General features: G+C 72.9%; 12 protein-coding genes and 5 pseudogenes. 12 read left to right on the top strand and 5 right to left on the bottom strand.

The features are described from left to right. The first annotated feature begins 58 nt into the window (after positions 1-58). From UG55_RS15920 to UG55_RS15910, 3 genes and pseudogenes are all read left to right on the top strand, one after another. A complete protein-coding gene (locus tag UG55_RS15920; protein WP_066069267.1) occupies positions 59-304 on the top strand; it encodes an acyl-CoA carboxylase subunit epsilon in 246 nt (81 codons plus the stop codon). Between the two features lie 120 nt (positions 305-424). Continuing rightward, on the top strand, positions 425-2,185 hold the full coding sequence (locus UG55_RS15915; RefSeq protein WP_066069265.1) for a biotin carboxylase N-terminal domain-containing protein: 1,761 nt from the start codon (positions 425-427) through the stop codon (positions 2,183-2,185). Between the two features lie 114 nt (positions 2,186-2,299). Continuing rightward, positions 2,300-2,823: pseudogene (locus tag UG55_RS15910) on the top strand (DUF5313 family protein); the annotation flags it as partial. A 65-nt stretch (positions 2,824-2,888) separates the two neighbouring features. Here UG55_RS15910 and upp read toward each other — a convergent pair. Beyond that, positions 2,889-3,512 (bottom strand): uracil phosphoribosyltransferase, encoded by a 624-nt coding sequence (gene upp, locus UG55_RS15905; RefSeq protein ID WP_066069258.1) that lies wholly within the window; start codon positions 3,510-3,512, stop codon positions 2,889-2,891. Between the two features lie 59 nt (positions 3,513-3,571). On the opposite strand from upp, the gene deoC reads away from it, so the two are divergent. Next, entirely contained in the window at positions 3,572-4,324 is a 753-nt protein-coding gene (deoC, locus tag UG55_RS15900) for a deoxyribose-phosphate aldolase (RefSeq protein WP_066069255.1), read from the top strand. A gap of 68 nt (positions 4,325-4,392) precedes the next feature. On the opposite strand, the gene UG55_RS15895 is transcribed toward deoC, so the two are convergent. The 3 genes and pseudogenes from UG55_RS15895 to UG55_RS15890 all read right to left on the bottom strand — a co-directional run. Next, positions 4,393-6,111, bottom strand: coding sequence for a phospho-sugar mutase (locus UG55_RS15895; RefSeq protein ID WP_066069253.1), 1,719 nt, complete (start codon positions 6,109-6,111; stop codon positions 4,393-4,395). Positions 6,112-6,117: 6 nt separating this feature from the next. Continuing rightward, positions 6,118-6,367: pseudogene (locus UG55_RS37780) on the bottom strand (purine-nucleoside phosphorylase); the annotation flags it as partial. A 1-nt stretch (position 6,368) separates the two neighbouring features. After that, the coding region (locus UG55_RS15890) for a purine-nucleoside phosphorylase (RefSeq protein WP_242424581.1) at positions 6,369-6,978 on the bottom strand (610 nt) is incomplete at its 3' end. 85 nt (positions 6,979-7,063) lie between these two features. On the opposite strand from UG55_RS15890, the gene UG55_RS15885 reads away from it, so the two are divergent. From UG55_RS15885 to UG55_RS15870, 7 genes and pseudogenes are all read left to right on the top strand, one after another. Next, positions 7,064-7,453: a hypothetical protein gene (locus UG55_RS15885; protein WP_066069249.1), complete on the top strand. Its 390-nt coding sequence runs from the start codon at positions 7,064-7,066 to the stop codon at positions 7,451-7,453. Positions 7,454-7,579: 126 nt separating this feature from the next. Beyond that, positions 7,580-7,831 (top strand): annotated as a pseudogene (locus UG55_RS37775) (OB-fold nucleic acid binding domain-containing protein); the annotation flags it as partial. 1 nt (position 7,832) lies between these two features. Next, a pseudogene (aspS, locus tag UG55_RS15880) lies at positions 7,833-9,119 on the top strand (aspartate--tRNA ligase); the annotation flags it as partial. A gap of 1 nt (position 9,120) precedes the next feature. Next, positions 9,121-9,394 (top strand): amino acid--tRNA ligase-related protein (locus tag UG55_RS37770; RefSeq protein WP_304440416.1); only part of this gene is annotated, 274 nt, incomplete at its 5' end. Between the two features lie 257 nt (positions 9,395-9,651). Then, positions 9,652-10,283 (top strand): annotated as a pseudogene (locus tag UG55_RS37765) (YbdK family carboxylate-amine ligase); the annotation flags it as partial. A gap of 1 nt (position 10,284) precedes the next feature. Beyond that, positions 10,285-10,800 (top strand): glutamate-cysteine ligase family protein (locus tag UG55_RS37760; RefSeq protein WP_242424580.1); only part of this gene is annotated, 516 nt, incomplete at its 5' end. 46 nt (positions 10,801-10,846) lie between these two features. Beyond that, positions 10,847-12,103, top strand: a complete 1,257-nt coding sequence (locus UG55_RS15870; protein WP_066069243.1) for an amidohydrolase — start codon at positions 10,847-10,849, stop codon at positions 12,101-12,103. Positions 12,104-12,143: 40 nt separating this feature from the next. Here the strand turns inward: UG55_RS15870 and UG55_RS15865 are convergent, their stop codons facing one another. Further along, complete coding sequence (locus UG55_RS15865; protein ID WP_066069390.1) at positions 12,144-12,584, bottom strand: gamma-glutamylcyclotransferase; 441 nt, start codon at positions 12,582-12,584, stop codon at positions 12,144-12,146. Between the two features lie 223 nt (positions 12,585-12,807). Here UG55_RS15865 and UG55_RS15860 point away from each other — a divergent pair, with 223 nt between their 5' ends. Beyond that, positions 12,808-14,259 (top strand): NAD(P)H-quinone dehydrogenase, encoded by a 1,452-nt coding sequence (locus UG55_RS15860; protein ID WP_066069238.1) that lies wholly within the window; start codon positions 12,808-12,810, stop codon positions 14,257-14,259. Positions 14,260-14,263: the final 4 nt, after the last annotated feature.

Here is a 14,263-nt window from a genome sequence, read left to right as displayed (position 1 = left end):
CAGGCCATCCACCCGGCCGGACACGACGACCAGGACGAGGGACCGAGGAGGACGGCCGGTGGCCGACAGAGCCGAAGAGCTTCCGGGCCGGCCGCAGCTGCGGCTGGTCCGCGGCGACGCCTCCCCGGAGGAAATCGCCGCGCTGGTGGCGGTCCTGACCGCGCGGGCGTCGTCGGGACCGCCGGCGCCCCGGACCAGATCCACCTGGGCCGATCCGGCCTTCGCCATGCGCGGCGGCCACACGGCCGGGCCCGGGGCGTGGGCCCGGTCGACTCGCACCGCCGGCATACGCTTCGGCGGGTGACACGAGCACGACGGGCGCTGCGGCCGGCGGCGGGCCAGGTCGTTCTCACCCCTGCCGGCAAAGAAGGAACACGGTGCGGCCCGACTCGCCTAGACTCAGGCCGGACGAGACGGGAGGAACGTGCGTAAGATCCTCATCGCCAACCGGGGTGAAATTGCCGTCCGGGTGGCGCGGGCCTGCCGCGACGCGGGTTATTCAAGCGTCGCGGTATATGCGGAGCCCGACATTGACGCCATGCATGTCAGGGTCGCTGACGAGGCCTACGCGCTGGGCGGGACGACCCCCGGGGACTCCTACCTGAGAATCGACAAGATTCTGCAGGCCTGCGAAAGCTCCGGCGCGGATGCGGTTCACCCCGGCTACGGTTTCCTCTCCGAGAACGCCGATTTCGCCGAGGCGGTGATCTCCGCCGGGCTGACCTGGATCGGCCCGCCGCCGGAGGCCATCCGGCGGCTCGGTGACAAGACCGCCGCCCGGCACATCGCACTCGCCGTCGGCGCCCCGCTCGCCCCGGGCACCGCCGACCCGGTCGCCGGTGTCGACGAGGTGGTCGCGTTCGCGAACGAGCACGGCCTGCCCGTCGCGATCAAGGCCGCCTTCGGTGGCGGTGGCCGCGGGCTCAAGGTCGCCTGGAGCGCCGAGGAGCTCCCCGAGCTGTTCGAGAGCGCCGTCCGCGAGGCCGTCGCCGCGTTCGGCCGGGGCGAGTGCTTCGTCGAGCGGTATCTGGACCAGCCGCGGCACGTCGAGACACAGGTGCTCGCCGACACCCACGGCAACGTCGTCGTCGTCGGCACCCGTGACTGCTCGCTGCAGCGCCGGTACCAGAAGCTCGTCGAGGAAGCGCCCGCGCCGTTCCTCACCGAGGCCCAGAACACCGCGCTCTACGAGGCGTCGAAGGCCGTCGTCCGCGAGGCCGGCTACGTCGGCGCCGGCACGGTGGAGTTCCTCGTCGCCAAGGACGGGATGATCAGCTTCCTGGAGGTCAACACCCGGCTCCAGGTCGAGCACCCGGTGACGGAGGAGACCTCCGGCGTCGACCTCGTCCGGGCTCAGTTCCGCATCGCCGAGGGAGAGGCACTCGACCCGGTCGACCCGACCCCGCGCGGCCACTCGATCGAGTTCCGCATCAACGGTGAGGACCCCGGCCGCAACTTCCTCCCGGCCCCCGGCACGGTCACGACGTTCGTCGCGCCGGCCGGCCCCGGCGTCCGCCTGGACACCGGGATCGAGAGCGGCAGCGTCATCGGCGGAGCGTTCGACTCGCTGCTCGCCAAGCTCATCGTCACCGGCGCGACCCGCCAGGAAGCCCTGGAGCGCGCCCGGCGGGCCCTGGACGAGATGGTCGTCGAGGGCATGGCCACCGCGCTTCCGTTCCACCGCGCGGTGGTCCGAGACCCGGCGTTCGCGCCGGAGGACGTGACCGAGCCGTTCCGGGTGCACAACCGCTGGATCGAGACCGAGTTCGACAACACGATCCCGCCGTTCAGCGGCGGCACCGACGCGGACACGGAGACCGAGCCGCGCGAGACCGTGGTCGTCGAGGTCGGCGGCAAGCGCCTCGAGGTCGTCCTGCCCGCCGGCTTCGGCGCGGGTGGCGGCGCGGCCTCGTCCGCGGCGGCCGCTCCGAAGCGTCGGTCGGCCAGCAAGGCGGCCTCCAAGGTCACCGGCGACGCGCTGACCAGCCCGATGCAGGGCACCATCGTCAAGGTCGCGGTGAGCGACGGTGACTCGGTCGAGGCCGGTGACCTGATAGTCGTCCTCGAGGCGATGAAGATGGAGCAGCCGATCAACGCTCACCGGGCGGGGACCGTCGGCGGGCTCACGGCGGCGGTCGGGGCTGTCGTGACCAGCGGCGCCGTTCTCTGCGAGATCAAGGACTGACCGACCGCGCCGGCGGTCACGCGGCGGCGGCGTCCCGAGCGGGTCGCCGCCGCCGCTGCTTTTTCCGGGCGGCGCGGCGCACCGCCGGCCGGCGCCGTCCGTAGGCTCTAGCGCATGGACGGTCAGGGGCAGCATCCGGAAACCGCCGCGGACCCCGCGGACGTTGTTCCCTCTCCCGGCACGACCACGGAACGCACGGGCACGGCGGAACCCACTGGCACGGCGGAACCCGCGGGAACAGCGGAACCCACGGGAACAGCGGAGGCCGTGCCGGCGGCGGACCCGGATCCGCCGGGCGCGGCGCCGTCCGCACCCGTCGGTGGCGCGCCGCGGGAGAGCCCCCCGCTCGGGGGCAGAATTCACTACCTCCTCGGCGGCACGCTGCCACCGCGCTACAACGACTGGGTCTCACACGACCTGACGGGCTCCGGCTGGCGGGTGCGGCAGGCGCTGCGCCCGTTCTTCCTCATGGTCCCGTTCGCCGTGGTGTTCGCGCTGCTGCCCGGGCAGGCCAACGTGCGGATCACCATCGTCGTCTTCCTGCTGCTTTCGGGCATCGGCCTGGGTCTCGCCACCAGCGGCTACTTCCGCAACCGCCGCCTGGAGCAGCACGGCTTCCCGCCCGTGTTCCCGCCGTCNGACGACGAGTGACGGGTGCCGACGGTGCCGGGATCGAGGTGATGCGCGACCGCGCGCGCCCCGGTCAGACGGCCCCGAAAGTGCGGTCACCGGCGTCGCCGAGGCCGGGCACGATGTACGCGACGTCGTTCAGCCCCTGGTCCACGACACCGGCGACGACGCGGAGGTCCAGCCCGCTGCGCTCGAGCGCGGCGAGGCCCTCGGGCGCGGCGACGACCGAGACGACGGTGACGCCCGTGGCGCCCCGGGCGGCGAGCAGCCCCAGCGCGTGCAGTGCGGAGCCGCCGGTCGCCAGCATCGGATCGAGCAGGAAGACCGGCCGCCCGGTCAGGTCCGCCGGCACCGACTCCAGGTAGGCCGTGGGCTCGAATGTGGCCTCGTCCCGCGCGAGCCCGATGAAGGCGGTGCGCGCGTCCGGCATGAGGGCCAGCGCCGCGGGCAGCATGCCGAGCCCGGCCCGCAGCACCGGCGCGACCACCGGCTCGGCCGCGAGGACCACCCCGGTCGTGGTGGTCAGCGGAGTTGTCACCGAGACCGGCATGGTCGGCAGCTCGCGGGCCGCCTCGTAGACCAGCATCGTCGCCAGGTCGTGCAGGGCGGCCCGGAAGCGCTGCCGCTCCGTCCGCTCGTCGCGCAGCACGGTGAGCGCCGCCGCTGCCAGCGGGTGATCGACGACCTGTAGCTGCACGACTGGCTCCTGCCCGGGAGGCTTGCGAATACGGACTCTCGATGAGCGATGATGCAACGATGACAACGGACCCCGCTGTTCCGGGCCGTCCCGCGCCTGGTGCCGACGCGGCGCAGACTCCGGCGACCCTCCGCCGAGGCGAACTCGCGAAGATCATCGATCACACTTTGTTGCGCCCCGAAAGCACCGGCGAGGAGATCGTCGCTCTCTGCGCCGACGCCGCCAAGCTCGGGGTCGGTACGGTCTGTGTCGCGCCGACCCACGTCTACCTGGCCGCGGCGAGCGCCCGGCAGGCCGGCCGGGACGTCGAGCCCTCGTTCACGGTGGCCTCGGTGATCGGTTTCCCCCACGGCACACACCTCACGGTGATCAAGGCGGAGGAGGCCCGCCGCGCGGTGGCGGACGGCGCCACCGAGATCGACATGGTGATCGACATCGCCAACGCCATGGACGAGAACTGGCGCGCCATCGAAACCGAGATCACCGAGGTGCGGCTGTCGGTGCCGCCACATGTGATCCTCAAGGTGATCCTCGAGACCGCGCTGCTGCCCGACGAGAGCATCACCGCCGCCTGCCGGGCCGCGGAGAGCGGCGGGGCCGAGTTCGTGAAGACCTCGACCGGCTTCCACCCCGCCGGCGGGGCCTCGCTGCGCGCCGTCCGGGCGATGCACGCCGCGGTCGGCGGCCGGCTGGGCGTGAAGGCCGCCGGGGGCATCCGCACGGCCCAGCAGGCGCTGGCCTTCATCGAGGCCGGGGCCACCCGCCTCGGTCTCTCCGCGACCAGGGACATCCTCGACGGCATCCCGGCCTGACCCCGGCGGCAGCGGCGACAGCGACGGCGACAGCCGGGCTGGGGCCCGGGGCGGGGCCGGGGCCGGCGTCAGCACGGCCCCGGCGGTGAACCGCCCGCGACCTCGCCCGGCGGCACGGCGGCGGCCGGGAGATCCAGCAGCGCGGTGACGTCGGCGCGCAGCGCGGCCAGCTCGGACCGGGCGCGCCGGCGAGCCGCCGGCAGCCCCGCCGCCGCGACCTCCGCGGGGCCGACCACCGCCTGCAGGTAGATCTTGAGCTTCGGCTCCGTCCCGCTCGGCCGGGCCACGAAACGGGCCGCGTCACCCAGCTCGACGATCAGGACGTCGCTCGGCGGGAGCCCGCCCCCGCCGACAAGCAGGTCGCGCAGGGCGCTGACGGGACGGCCACCCACCCGCTCCGGCGGGGTCGCGCGCAGGCGACGCATCACCGCGGCTATCCCGGCGAGGTCGGTGAACCGGGCCGAGACCTGGCCGGTGGCGTGCACGCCCAGGCGGCCCTGCAGGTCGTCGAGGACGTCGAGCAGGGTCCGGCCGGCGTCCTTCGCCCGCTGGGCCGCCCGGGCCAGCGCCAGGGCCGCGGTGATGCCGTCCTTGTCCCGGACCAGGCCCGGGGCGACGGCGTAGCCCAGTGCCTCCTCGTAGCCGAACACCAGCCCCGGATCCGCCCGCATGATCCACTTGAAGCCGGTCAGGGTCTCCGCGCAGGGAACGCCGTACAACCCGGCGAGTGACCGCAGGGCCGAGGCGCTGACGACGGTGGTCGCGACCGGTCCCGGGCGCTCACGCAGCACCTGGTCGGCCAGCAGCAGCCCGATCTCGTCCCCCGTCAACACCTGTTCGCCGACCGCCGCGGCGCAGCGGTCGGCGTCCGGATCGTTCGCCAGCACCAGGTCGGCACCGATGCGGCGGCCCAGGGCGAGCACGGCGTCGAGCGCGCCGGGCTCCTCCGGGTTCGGGAACGGCACCGTGGGGAAGGCCGGGTCGGGTTCCCGCTGGTTCGGCACCGCCACCGGGCGGGCGTAACCGGCCCGGGTGAACACCGTGTCGAGCACCTCCGCGCCCACGCCGTGCAGCGGTGTGTAGGCGACGACCAGCGGTGCCGCACCGGGTGGGGACGGGCGGCCGGCGCCGGCGACGGCGCCGTCGACATAGGCGGCGACGACCGACCCGTCGAGCCGCTCCCAGCCGTCGGAGAGCGGTATGTCGGCCGCGGGGCCGACCGCCGCGGCCGCCTGCTCGATCTGCACGTCCGCCGGCGCCACCAGCTGCGCGCCACCCCCCGGCCCGTCACCACCGAGATACACCTTGTAGCCGTTGTCGGACGCGGGATTGTGGCTGGCTGTGATCATGACTCCGGCGTCCGCGCCGAGCTGGCGGACGGCGAAGGCCAGCACCGGGGTCGGCAGCGGCGCCGGCAGCAGGAGCGCCCGCACGCCCGCGGCGGCGAGGACCCGGGCGGCGTCGAGGGCGAACTGGTCGCCGCGCAGGCGCGCGTCGTGACCGATCACCACCACGGGGCGTGCGCCGGACCGGCCCCGCAGCCATCCGGCGAGGCCGGCGGTGGTCCGGCGCACGACGGCGGTGTTCATCCCGGCGGGCCCGGCCCGCAGCGGCCCGCGCAGTCCCGCGGTCCCGAAGGTCAGCGGCCCGGCGAACCGCTCCCGAATCCCCTGGACGTCTCCCGCGGCGACCAGGGCGGACAGTTCGGCACGGTCCCCGGGGTCGGGGTCCGCCCGCAGCCACGACTCGACCTGCCCCGCCAGCCCCGCCGGAAGGTCACCGGGCATGGAACCTCACAGGGCCTCGATGATCCTGGCGATGATGGCACCCATCCGGCCGGCGGCCGCGGTACCCGCGGCGAGAACCTCGGCGTGGTCCAGCGGCGCGGCGGTCATCCCGGCGGCCAGGTTCGACACCAGCGACAGGCCCAGCACCTCGACGCCGAGTGCGCGGGCGGCGATCGTCTCGTGCACTGTGGACATGCCGACGAGGTCGGCGCCGAGGCCGCGCAACATGCGGATCTCGGCCGGTGTCTCGTAGTGCNGGCCGGGCAGCGCCGCGTAGACGCCCTCGGTGAGGCTCGGCTCGATGGTGCGTGCCAGTGAGCGCAGCCGGGGCGAGTACGCGTCGGTCAGATCGGTGAACAGCGGCCCGACCAGCGGGGAGCGGCCGGTGAGATTGAGGTGGTCGGCCACCAGCACCGGCTGACCGACGTACATGTCAGAACGCAGCCCCCCGGCCGCGTTCGTGAGGATCACCGTGCCGGCGCCGGCGGCGTGCGCGGTGCGAACGCTGTGCACCACCTGGGCCAGGCTGTGCCCGGAGTAGGCGTGCACCCGGCCGAGGTAGACCAGTACCCGGCGGCTGCCGAGCCGGATGGAGCGGGCTGTCGGTTCGTGCCCGGCGACGTCCGCGGGTGGGAAACCGCCGAGGTCGGCGAAGGAGACGTCGACGACCTCTCCCGCGCCACCGGCCTCGGCGAGGATGTCCGCCGCGGGCCGCCAGCCCGATCCCAGCACAACCGCCACATCGTGCCGCCCGGCGCCGGTGCGGTCGGCCAGCCGTGCCGCCGAGGCCTCCGGGTCGGGCGCGGGATCACCGCCGGTACTGCCACGTTCCGCCACCAGGCGACTGTACGGGCACCGTCCGGCCATACCCGGGTAGCCCCGGGCGTGGCCCCGCCCGGCCCGGCGCGGCACGGCGCGACGCGGCACGGCGCGCGCGGAGCACACTGGGGGGGTGTCCCTCGTCCCGGCCGTCCGCAGGCCACCTCGGGTCCCTCTGGAAGAGGGCGAGTTGGTCGAGGTCGTGCTCCGCGGCCGGATCACCGACCCCGCCGGTGGCGGGCGGGTCGTCGCGAAGGCCGAGCGCTTCGTCGGGCACCGCCTCGGCATGTCGCGCTGGATTCTGCTGACCTCCCGGCGGCTGCTCGTGCTGGCTCCCTTCCCCCGGGAGGGCGACTGGTTCGACATCTCCATCGACCGGCGGGACGTGTCGGCGTCCCGGGGCCTGCGGCACGGTGAGGTGATCGTGGTCGAGCTCACGACGCCGAGCGGGCGGCAGATCCTGCGGATCCCGAACAGGCTGCGGTCCGAGGCCGTGCGCTTCATCCGCGCCCTGCGCCGCTGATCGTCCGCTGCGCCGCGCGATCAACAGGCTCCCGTCCGATAAGGTCGCCGGCAGGTATGCACGTATCAGATACATCGACACAGCGATGCCGCAGCATCAGCACGTGGTGACACAGGACGGATGGCGATGTCGACAGCCTCCAGCACGCCCGGAACGCACAGCACCGTGATGCGTACCCACCTGTGCGGTGATCTGAGGCTCGGGAATGCCGGCCAGCGGGTGACCGTGTGCGGGTGGGTCGCCCACCGGCGTCAGCACGGCCAGTCCCTGATGTTCGTCGACCTGCGGGACCATTCAGGGCTGCTGCAGTGCGTCGTGGACGGCTCCGTGGACGCCCGTTCCGAGTACGTCCTGCGGATCACGGGCACGGTCTCCGCCNGCCCCGAGGGAACCGCGAACGCCGTGCTGGCGACCGGCGACGTCGAGCTGACCGACTGTTCCGTCGAGGTCCTCTCCGCCGCGGCCCCGCCGCCGTTCCCGCTGGACGACCGCGCCGACTCCGTCGACGAGGGCACCCGGCTCACCTACCGGTACCTGGACCTGCGCCGGGAGCGGATGCAGCGCAACCTGCGCACCCGTTCCGCCGTTCTCGGCGCGCTGCGGGCGGCGTTCGCCGACCGGGGGTTCGTCGAGGTCGAGACACCGCTGCTGATGCCCTCGACGCCGGAGGGCGCGCGCGAGTTCGTCGTCCCGTCCCGCCAGGCCCCCGGCAGCTTCTACGCCCTGCCGCAGTCGCCCCAGCTGTTCAAGCAGCTGCTGATGGTCGGCGGTACGGACCGGTACTTCCAGCTCGCCCGCTGCCTGCGCGACGAGGACCTGCGGGCCGACCGCCAGTACGAGTTCACCCAGCTTGACCTGGAGATGAGCTTCGTCGGCGTCGACGACGTCCTGGATGTGGTCTCCTCGGCCGTGCTCGGCGCGGCCGAAGCGGCCGGGGCGGGGGCCGGCTCCGGGCGGGCCCTGCGGCCGATCGAGCGGATCACCTGGCACGAGGCGATGAACCGGTTCGGCGTCGACAAGCCCGACCTGCGGTTCGGCATGGAGCTCGTCGAACTCACCGCCATCTTCACCAACAGCGGTTTCAAGGCGTTCTCCGGAGCTCCGGCGGTCAAGGGCATCCGCGTCCCGGGCGGGTCGGCCACGCACAACCGCAAGGCGCTGGACACCCTCACCGACCGCGCCAAGAAGCTCGGCGCGAAGGGCCTGGTGTGGATGCGGGTCGCCGCGGGCGGCGTGCTGGAGTCGCCGGTCGCGAAGTTCCTCTCACCCGAGGAGCTCGCGGCCATCGTCAGCGCGACCGAGGCGAGCGAGGGAGATCTGCTGCTGCTCGTCGCGGACGAGTGGGAGACCGCCTGCGAGGTCCTCGGCCAGCTGCGCAACGATCTCGGCCGGCCGCCGGCCGGGGAGGGCGAGCTGCGGTTCGTCTGGGTGGTCGACTTCCCGCTGTTCGTCGGGGTGGACGCGGCCACCGGGCGACCGAAGCCGGGGCACCACCCCTTCACCCGGCCGCATCCCAGCGACGTCGAGAAGATGGAGTCCGACCCGCTGGCCGTGCGCAGCCTGGCCTATGACCTCGTCCTGAACGGGTGGGAGCTTGGTTCGGGGTCGATCCGGATCCACGAGAGCGACCTGCAGCAGCGGATCTTCGGCCTGCTCGGCATCTCCCNCGAACAGGCCCAGGCGCGGTTCGGGTTCTTCCTGACCCCGTTCGGGTACGGAGCGCCGCCGCACGGGGGTTTCGCGTTCGGCATCGACCGCCTGGTCGCGATCCTCGCCGGCGAGGACAACATCCGCGAGGTCATCGCCTTCCCGAAGACGCAGTCCGGGCTCGACCCGATGACGGGCGCGCCGACCGCCGTCGACGAGCGGCAGCTGCGCGAGCTCGGCATCCGGGTGGTCGCGCCGCCGGCGGTCCCCGCCGCGCCCCGCGCGTCGTCCTGACCGCGAATACACCGGGGACGAAAATCACCAGGTTCACGGCTTCGTGATACAGGCCACAAATGTGGCCTTAGCATGTTTCCGAGTCGGAGCAGATCCGGGTACATCGGTGCACGCGGTTCGGCCAGTGGCGACAAAGGCGCCCGTTGTCGGTGTCCAGCCGGGGTACGACCGCGCGATCTGGGTAACCAGCCCGGAGAGCTCGCTGCCCGAGTTCCGGGTTCGCCTCTCGGCGTGCCCGCTCACCCGGAGGAGCCGCGGTGCACATTCCCTTCTCGCCGTCGCCGAGTTCTAGCCTGGGAATCGAGTGGGAGCTCGAACTCGTCGATCTACAGAGCCGCCAGCTGCGTTGCGGCGCGTCCGAGATCCTCGACGACCTGCGGGCGAAGGTCGGTGACGAGAGCGCGGCCAAGGCCAAGCACGAACTCTTCGAGTCGACGATCGAGGTCATCACCGGCGTGTGCCGGACCGTCCCGGAGGCGCTGGCCGACCTGGCCGGCACCGTGGACCCCCTGCGTGACCTCGCCGAACGCCGCGGGCTGGGGCTGATGTGCTCCGGGACGCACCCGATCAGCGACTACACCACGCAGCGGATCACCGTCGACGAGCGGTACGAGCGCCTGGTGGGGCAGATGCAGTGGCTGGCGCGCCGGCTGCTCATCTTCGGGGTGCACGTGCACGTCGGGGTCCGTTCCGCCGAGAAGGCCATGCCCATCGTGAACGCGCTGATGTCCTATATACCGCATTTCCTGGCGCTGTCCGCCTCGTCGCCCTACTGGAAGGGTGCGCACACCGGGCTGGCGTCGTCCCGTTCCCAGATCTTCGAGAGCCTGCCGACCGCCGGCCTGCCCTATCCACTGCACGACTGGGCCGCCTTCGAGGGGTTCATGGANACCCTGGTCACCGCCGGCACCATCGAGACGATCCGGGAAGTCTGGTGGGATATCCGTCCGCACCCGAACTTCGGGACGGTGGAGCTGCGGATCTGTGACGGACTTCCCACCCTGATGGAGATCGGCGCGGTCGCGGCGCTCGCCCAGTGCATCATCGACCGGATGAACACCCAGCTGGACCGCGGGTACACGCTGCCGACGCCACACCGCTGGGTGGTGCAGGAGAACAAGTGGCGCGCCGCCCGCTACGGGCTGGACGCCGAGATCGTGGTGGACGACCACGGCGCGGTCCGCCCGGTGCGGGCCGAGATCGCCGACCTCGTCGACGATCTCCTGCCGGTGGCCCGCCGGCTCGGCTGCGCCGACGAGCTCACCGACGTGCACCGGATCCTCACCGACGGTGCCAGCCACACCCGGCAGGAGGCCGCCGCGCGGCGGGCCGGCGGGGACCTCACCGCCGTGGTGGATACGCTGCTGGCGGAGATGAACTCGGGACGGCCGGTGACCTCCGGGTAGCCGTAGCCGGCCGGAGTATTCGGCGGCGGAGGGCCCGGCCCAGTAGATGACATCGGAACTGACGCACAGGACCGCCGCGGCGGTGGCGCCCGCCGCGGCGGCCTGGCTGGCGGAACACGAGCACGACCTGATCTCGCTGCGGCGTGATCTGCACGCCCACCCGGAGCTCGGCCGCCAGGAGCACCGCACGACGGGTGTGGTCGAGGAGCAGCTGCTTGCCGCCGGGCTGAGCCCGCAGCGGTTTCCCGACGTGCCGGGCCTGTGGTGCGACATCGGCCCGGGAGTGGACTCGGGCGCCCCGGTCATCATGCTGCGCGCCGACCTGGACGCGCTGCCGCTGCCCGACGTCAAGGACGTGGCCTACCGCTCCACGGTGCCGGGAGTCGCCCATGCCTGCGGGCATGACGTGCACACCACCGTCACGCTCGGAGCCGGTCTCGCGCTCGCCGCCTACGCGCGGGCGCATCCGCTGCCCGGGACCGTCCGCCTGCTCTTCCAGCCGGCGGAGGAGACCATGCCCGGGGGCGCGCTCGACGTGATCGACGCGGGCGTGCTCAAACCGGTGACGGCCGCCATCACCATGCACTGTGACCCGGCGCTCGACGCGGGCACGATCGGGCTGCGCTCCGGCCCGATCACCTCCGCCGCGGATGCGGTGGAGATCACCCTGGCCGGGCCGGGCGGGCACACCTCGCGCCCGCAGAACACGGTGGATCTGGTCTACGCGCTGGCCCGGCTCGCGGTCGACCTGCCCGCCGCGCTGTCCCGGCGGGTCGACCCCCGCTCGGCGCTCTCGCTGGTCTGGGGCGTGGTACAGGCCGGCACGGTGGCCAACGCCATCCCACGAACCGGCAAGCTGCGGGGAACGATCCGCACCCTTTCCAGGGAGACCTGGGAGGCGGCCCCCGAGCTGGTCGAGCTGCTCGCCGAGCAGCTCGTGGCACCCTACGGCGCGCAGATCGCCGTGGACTACGTGCGCGGTGTGCCCCCGGTGGTCAACCACACCGACGTCGTGGACGCCTTCGCCGCGGTCGTCGACGCGGTGTTCGGGCACGAGGCGGCCACGTCCGTGGCCCAGTCACTGGGCGGCGAGGACTTCGGCTGGTACCTCACCCACGTGCCCGGCGGGCTGGCCCGGCTGGGCACCCGCACGCCCGGCGGCCCCACCTACGACCTCCACCAGGGCAGTTTCGACGTGGACGAGCGGGCCATCGGCGTGGGGGTGCGGTTCCTGTCCGCCGCGGCCGGTGAGCTGCTCGACCGTTATGCCGATCCGGCCCGCACGGAGGGGCTGGTCACCTGAGCGGCCGGCCCACCGGCGGCGGCCGGCGAGCGCGGTCAGCTCACGCGGTCGGGCGGCTGCGCAGTTCGAGGACGTACTCGGACGGCGCGCCCGCCTTCTCCGCCGCGTCGGCGATCTTGTCCACGTGGTTGCGTGACGGCAGCCCGCCCTCGTAGGCGTTGAGCACGTACGTCCAGGCCAGGCTCTCGCCGTCCAGCGTCGAGACCCGCACCCGGATCCGGGTGTACAGGCCGGTGTCGGCGCCCTCCCAGACGTCCAGCCGCTCCAGGTCGTACCGGTCCAGGTCGTAGAGCAGCACGTACACATGGGCGCCCGGGGCCTCGACGATGGTCGCGAGCGCTCCGTCCCAGCCGACGCTCTCACCACCGAAGGTCAGGCGCCAGCCTCGGATCCACCCGGTGCCGATCACCGGGGAGTGCGGCGCGCGCTCCTGCATGTGCGCCGGATCGAGGTTGCTCGCGTAGGCGGCGTACTTCGTCATCGTCGGGGTCTTCCGATCTCCCCGCCTGGTGCGCTGCGCGGGGTGGCTGCCACGCCGGGTGCGGCCGCCGGCGTCGCGGGGATGGGTCACGGGATGGGCCGACGTCACGGAGGGTCGTCCGACGTCGGTGGAGATACTACGGAGGGGTCCGGACCGGGACGAGAGGGACGTCTGCGGAGGGGCAGACTGGAGGGGGTAACACGAAGCCATGGGAGGACCCCACGTGACGCGCATCGTCATCCTTGGCGGCGGGCCGGGCGGCTACGAAGCCGCCCTGGTCGCCGCGTCGCTCGGCGCGACCGCGACAGTGATCGACTCGGACGGCATCGGCGGCGCCTGCGTCCTCACCGACTGCGTCCCGTCCAAGACGCTCATCGCGACGTCGGAGACGATGACGAACTTCGCGATGGCTCCGGCGCTCGGGGTCCGTCCACATGGCGATCCCGGGGTCGAGGTCGGGAGCTGGGACGCTACCGGGCGGTCGCACCTCACCCCGCCGGACGTGGTGTCGGTCGACCCCGAGCAGGTCAACGAGCGGGTGCGCGCGCTGGCCCGGGCGCAGTCCGCCGACATCCAGAGCCATCTGGAGCGCGAGCGGGTCCGGGTGGTGCACGGGACGGGGCGGCTCGTCGGCCCGCACGCGGTGGAGACCGCCGACGGCGAGACCTTCGTCGGCGACGTGGTGCTGGTGGCGACCGGGGCGTCACCGCGCGAGGTCCCCGGCTGTGAGCCGGACGGCGAGCGGATCCTGACCTGGCGCCACCTCTACGAGCTCAAGGAGATCCCGGAACACCTGGTGGTGGTGGGCTCGGGTGTGACCGGCGCCGAGTTCGCCAGCGCCTACCGCGCCCTGGGCGCGGAGGTCACACTGGTGTCCTCCCGCGAACGGGTGCTTCCGGGCGAGGACTCCGACGCCGCCCGGGTGATCGAGGATGTCTTCGTCCGCCGCGGCATCCAGGTGCTCAACCGCTCCCGCGCCGCGTCGGTCCGGCGGATCGGCGACGGGGTGCTCGTCGAGCTGACCGACGGGCGGGCGGTGACGGGGAGTCACGCCCTGATGGCGGTCGGGTCGGTACCGCGGACGAGGGGCCTCGGCCTCACCGACGTCGGCGTCCGGCTGGGCTCGGGCGGCCACATCGTGGTCGACCGCATGTCCCGGACGTCGGTGCCGGGCGTCTACGCGGCCGGCGACTGCACCGGAGTGCTCCCACTGGCCTCGGTGGCGGCCATGCAGGGGCGGATCGCCATGTGGCACGCGCTGGGCGAGGCCGTCACGCCGCTGCGCCTGGGCACGGTCTCGTCGAACATCTTCACCGAGCCCGAGATCGCGACCGTGGGCGTGACCCAGCGGATGAAGGACTCCGGCGCGATCGCCGCCGAGGTCACCACAGTGCCACTGGCCCGCAATCCCCGGGCGAAGATGATGGGGATATCGGACGGTTTCGTGAAGCTGTTCTGTAGGCCCGGAAGTGGCAGCGTTCTGGGTGGCGTCATCGTTGCTCCGCGTGCAAGTGAACTAATCCTCTCAATTTCGCTCGCGGTCGAGAACGGTCTCACCGTCGACCAGATCGCGCACACCTTCTCGATCTATCCCTCCTTGTCCGGTTCCATCACCGAGGCGGCCCGGGTCCTGCGCCCTCGCGACCTGTTCGCCGGGTTCGACACCCCCGCCTGAACAG

It is taken from the genome of Frankia sp. EI5c (assembly GCF_001636565.1).
In the GTDB taxonomy this organism is placed as follows: domain Bacteria; phylum Actinomycetota; class Actinomycetes; order Frankiales; family Frankiaceae; genus Parafrankia.
This window is presented reverse-complemented; position numbering and strand designations above follow the sequence as displayed.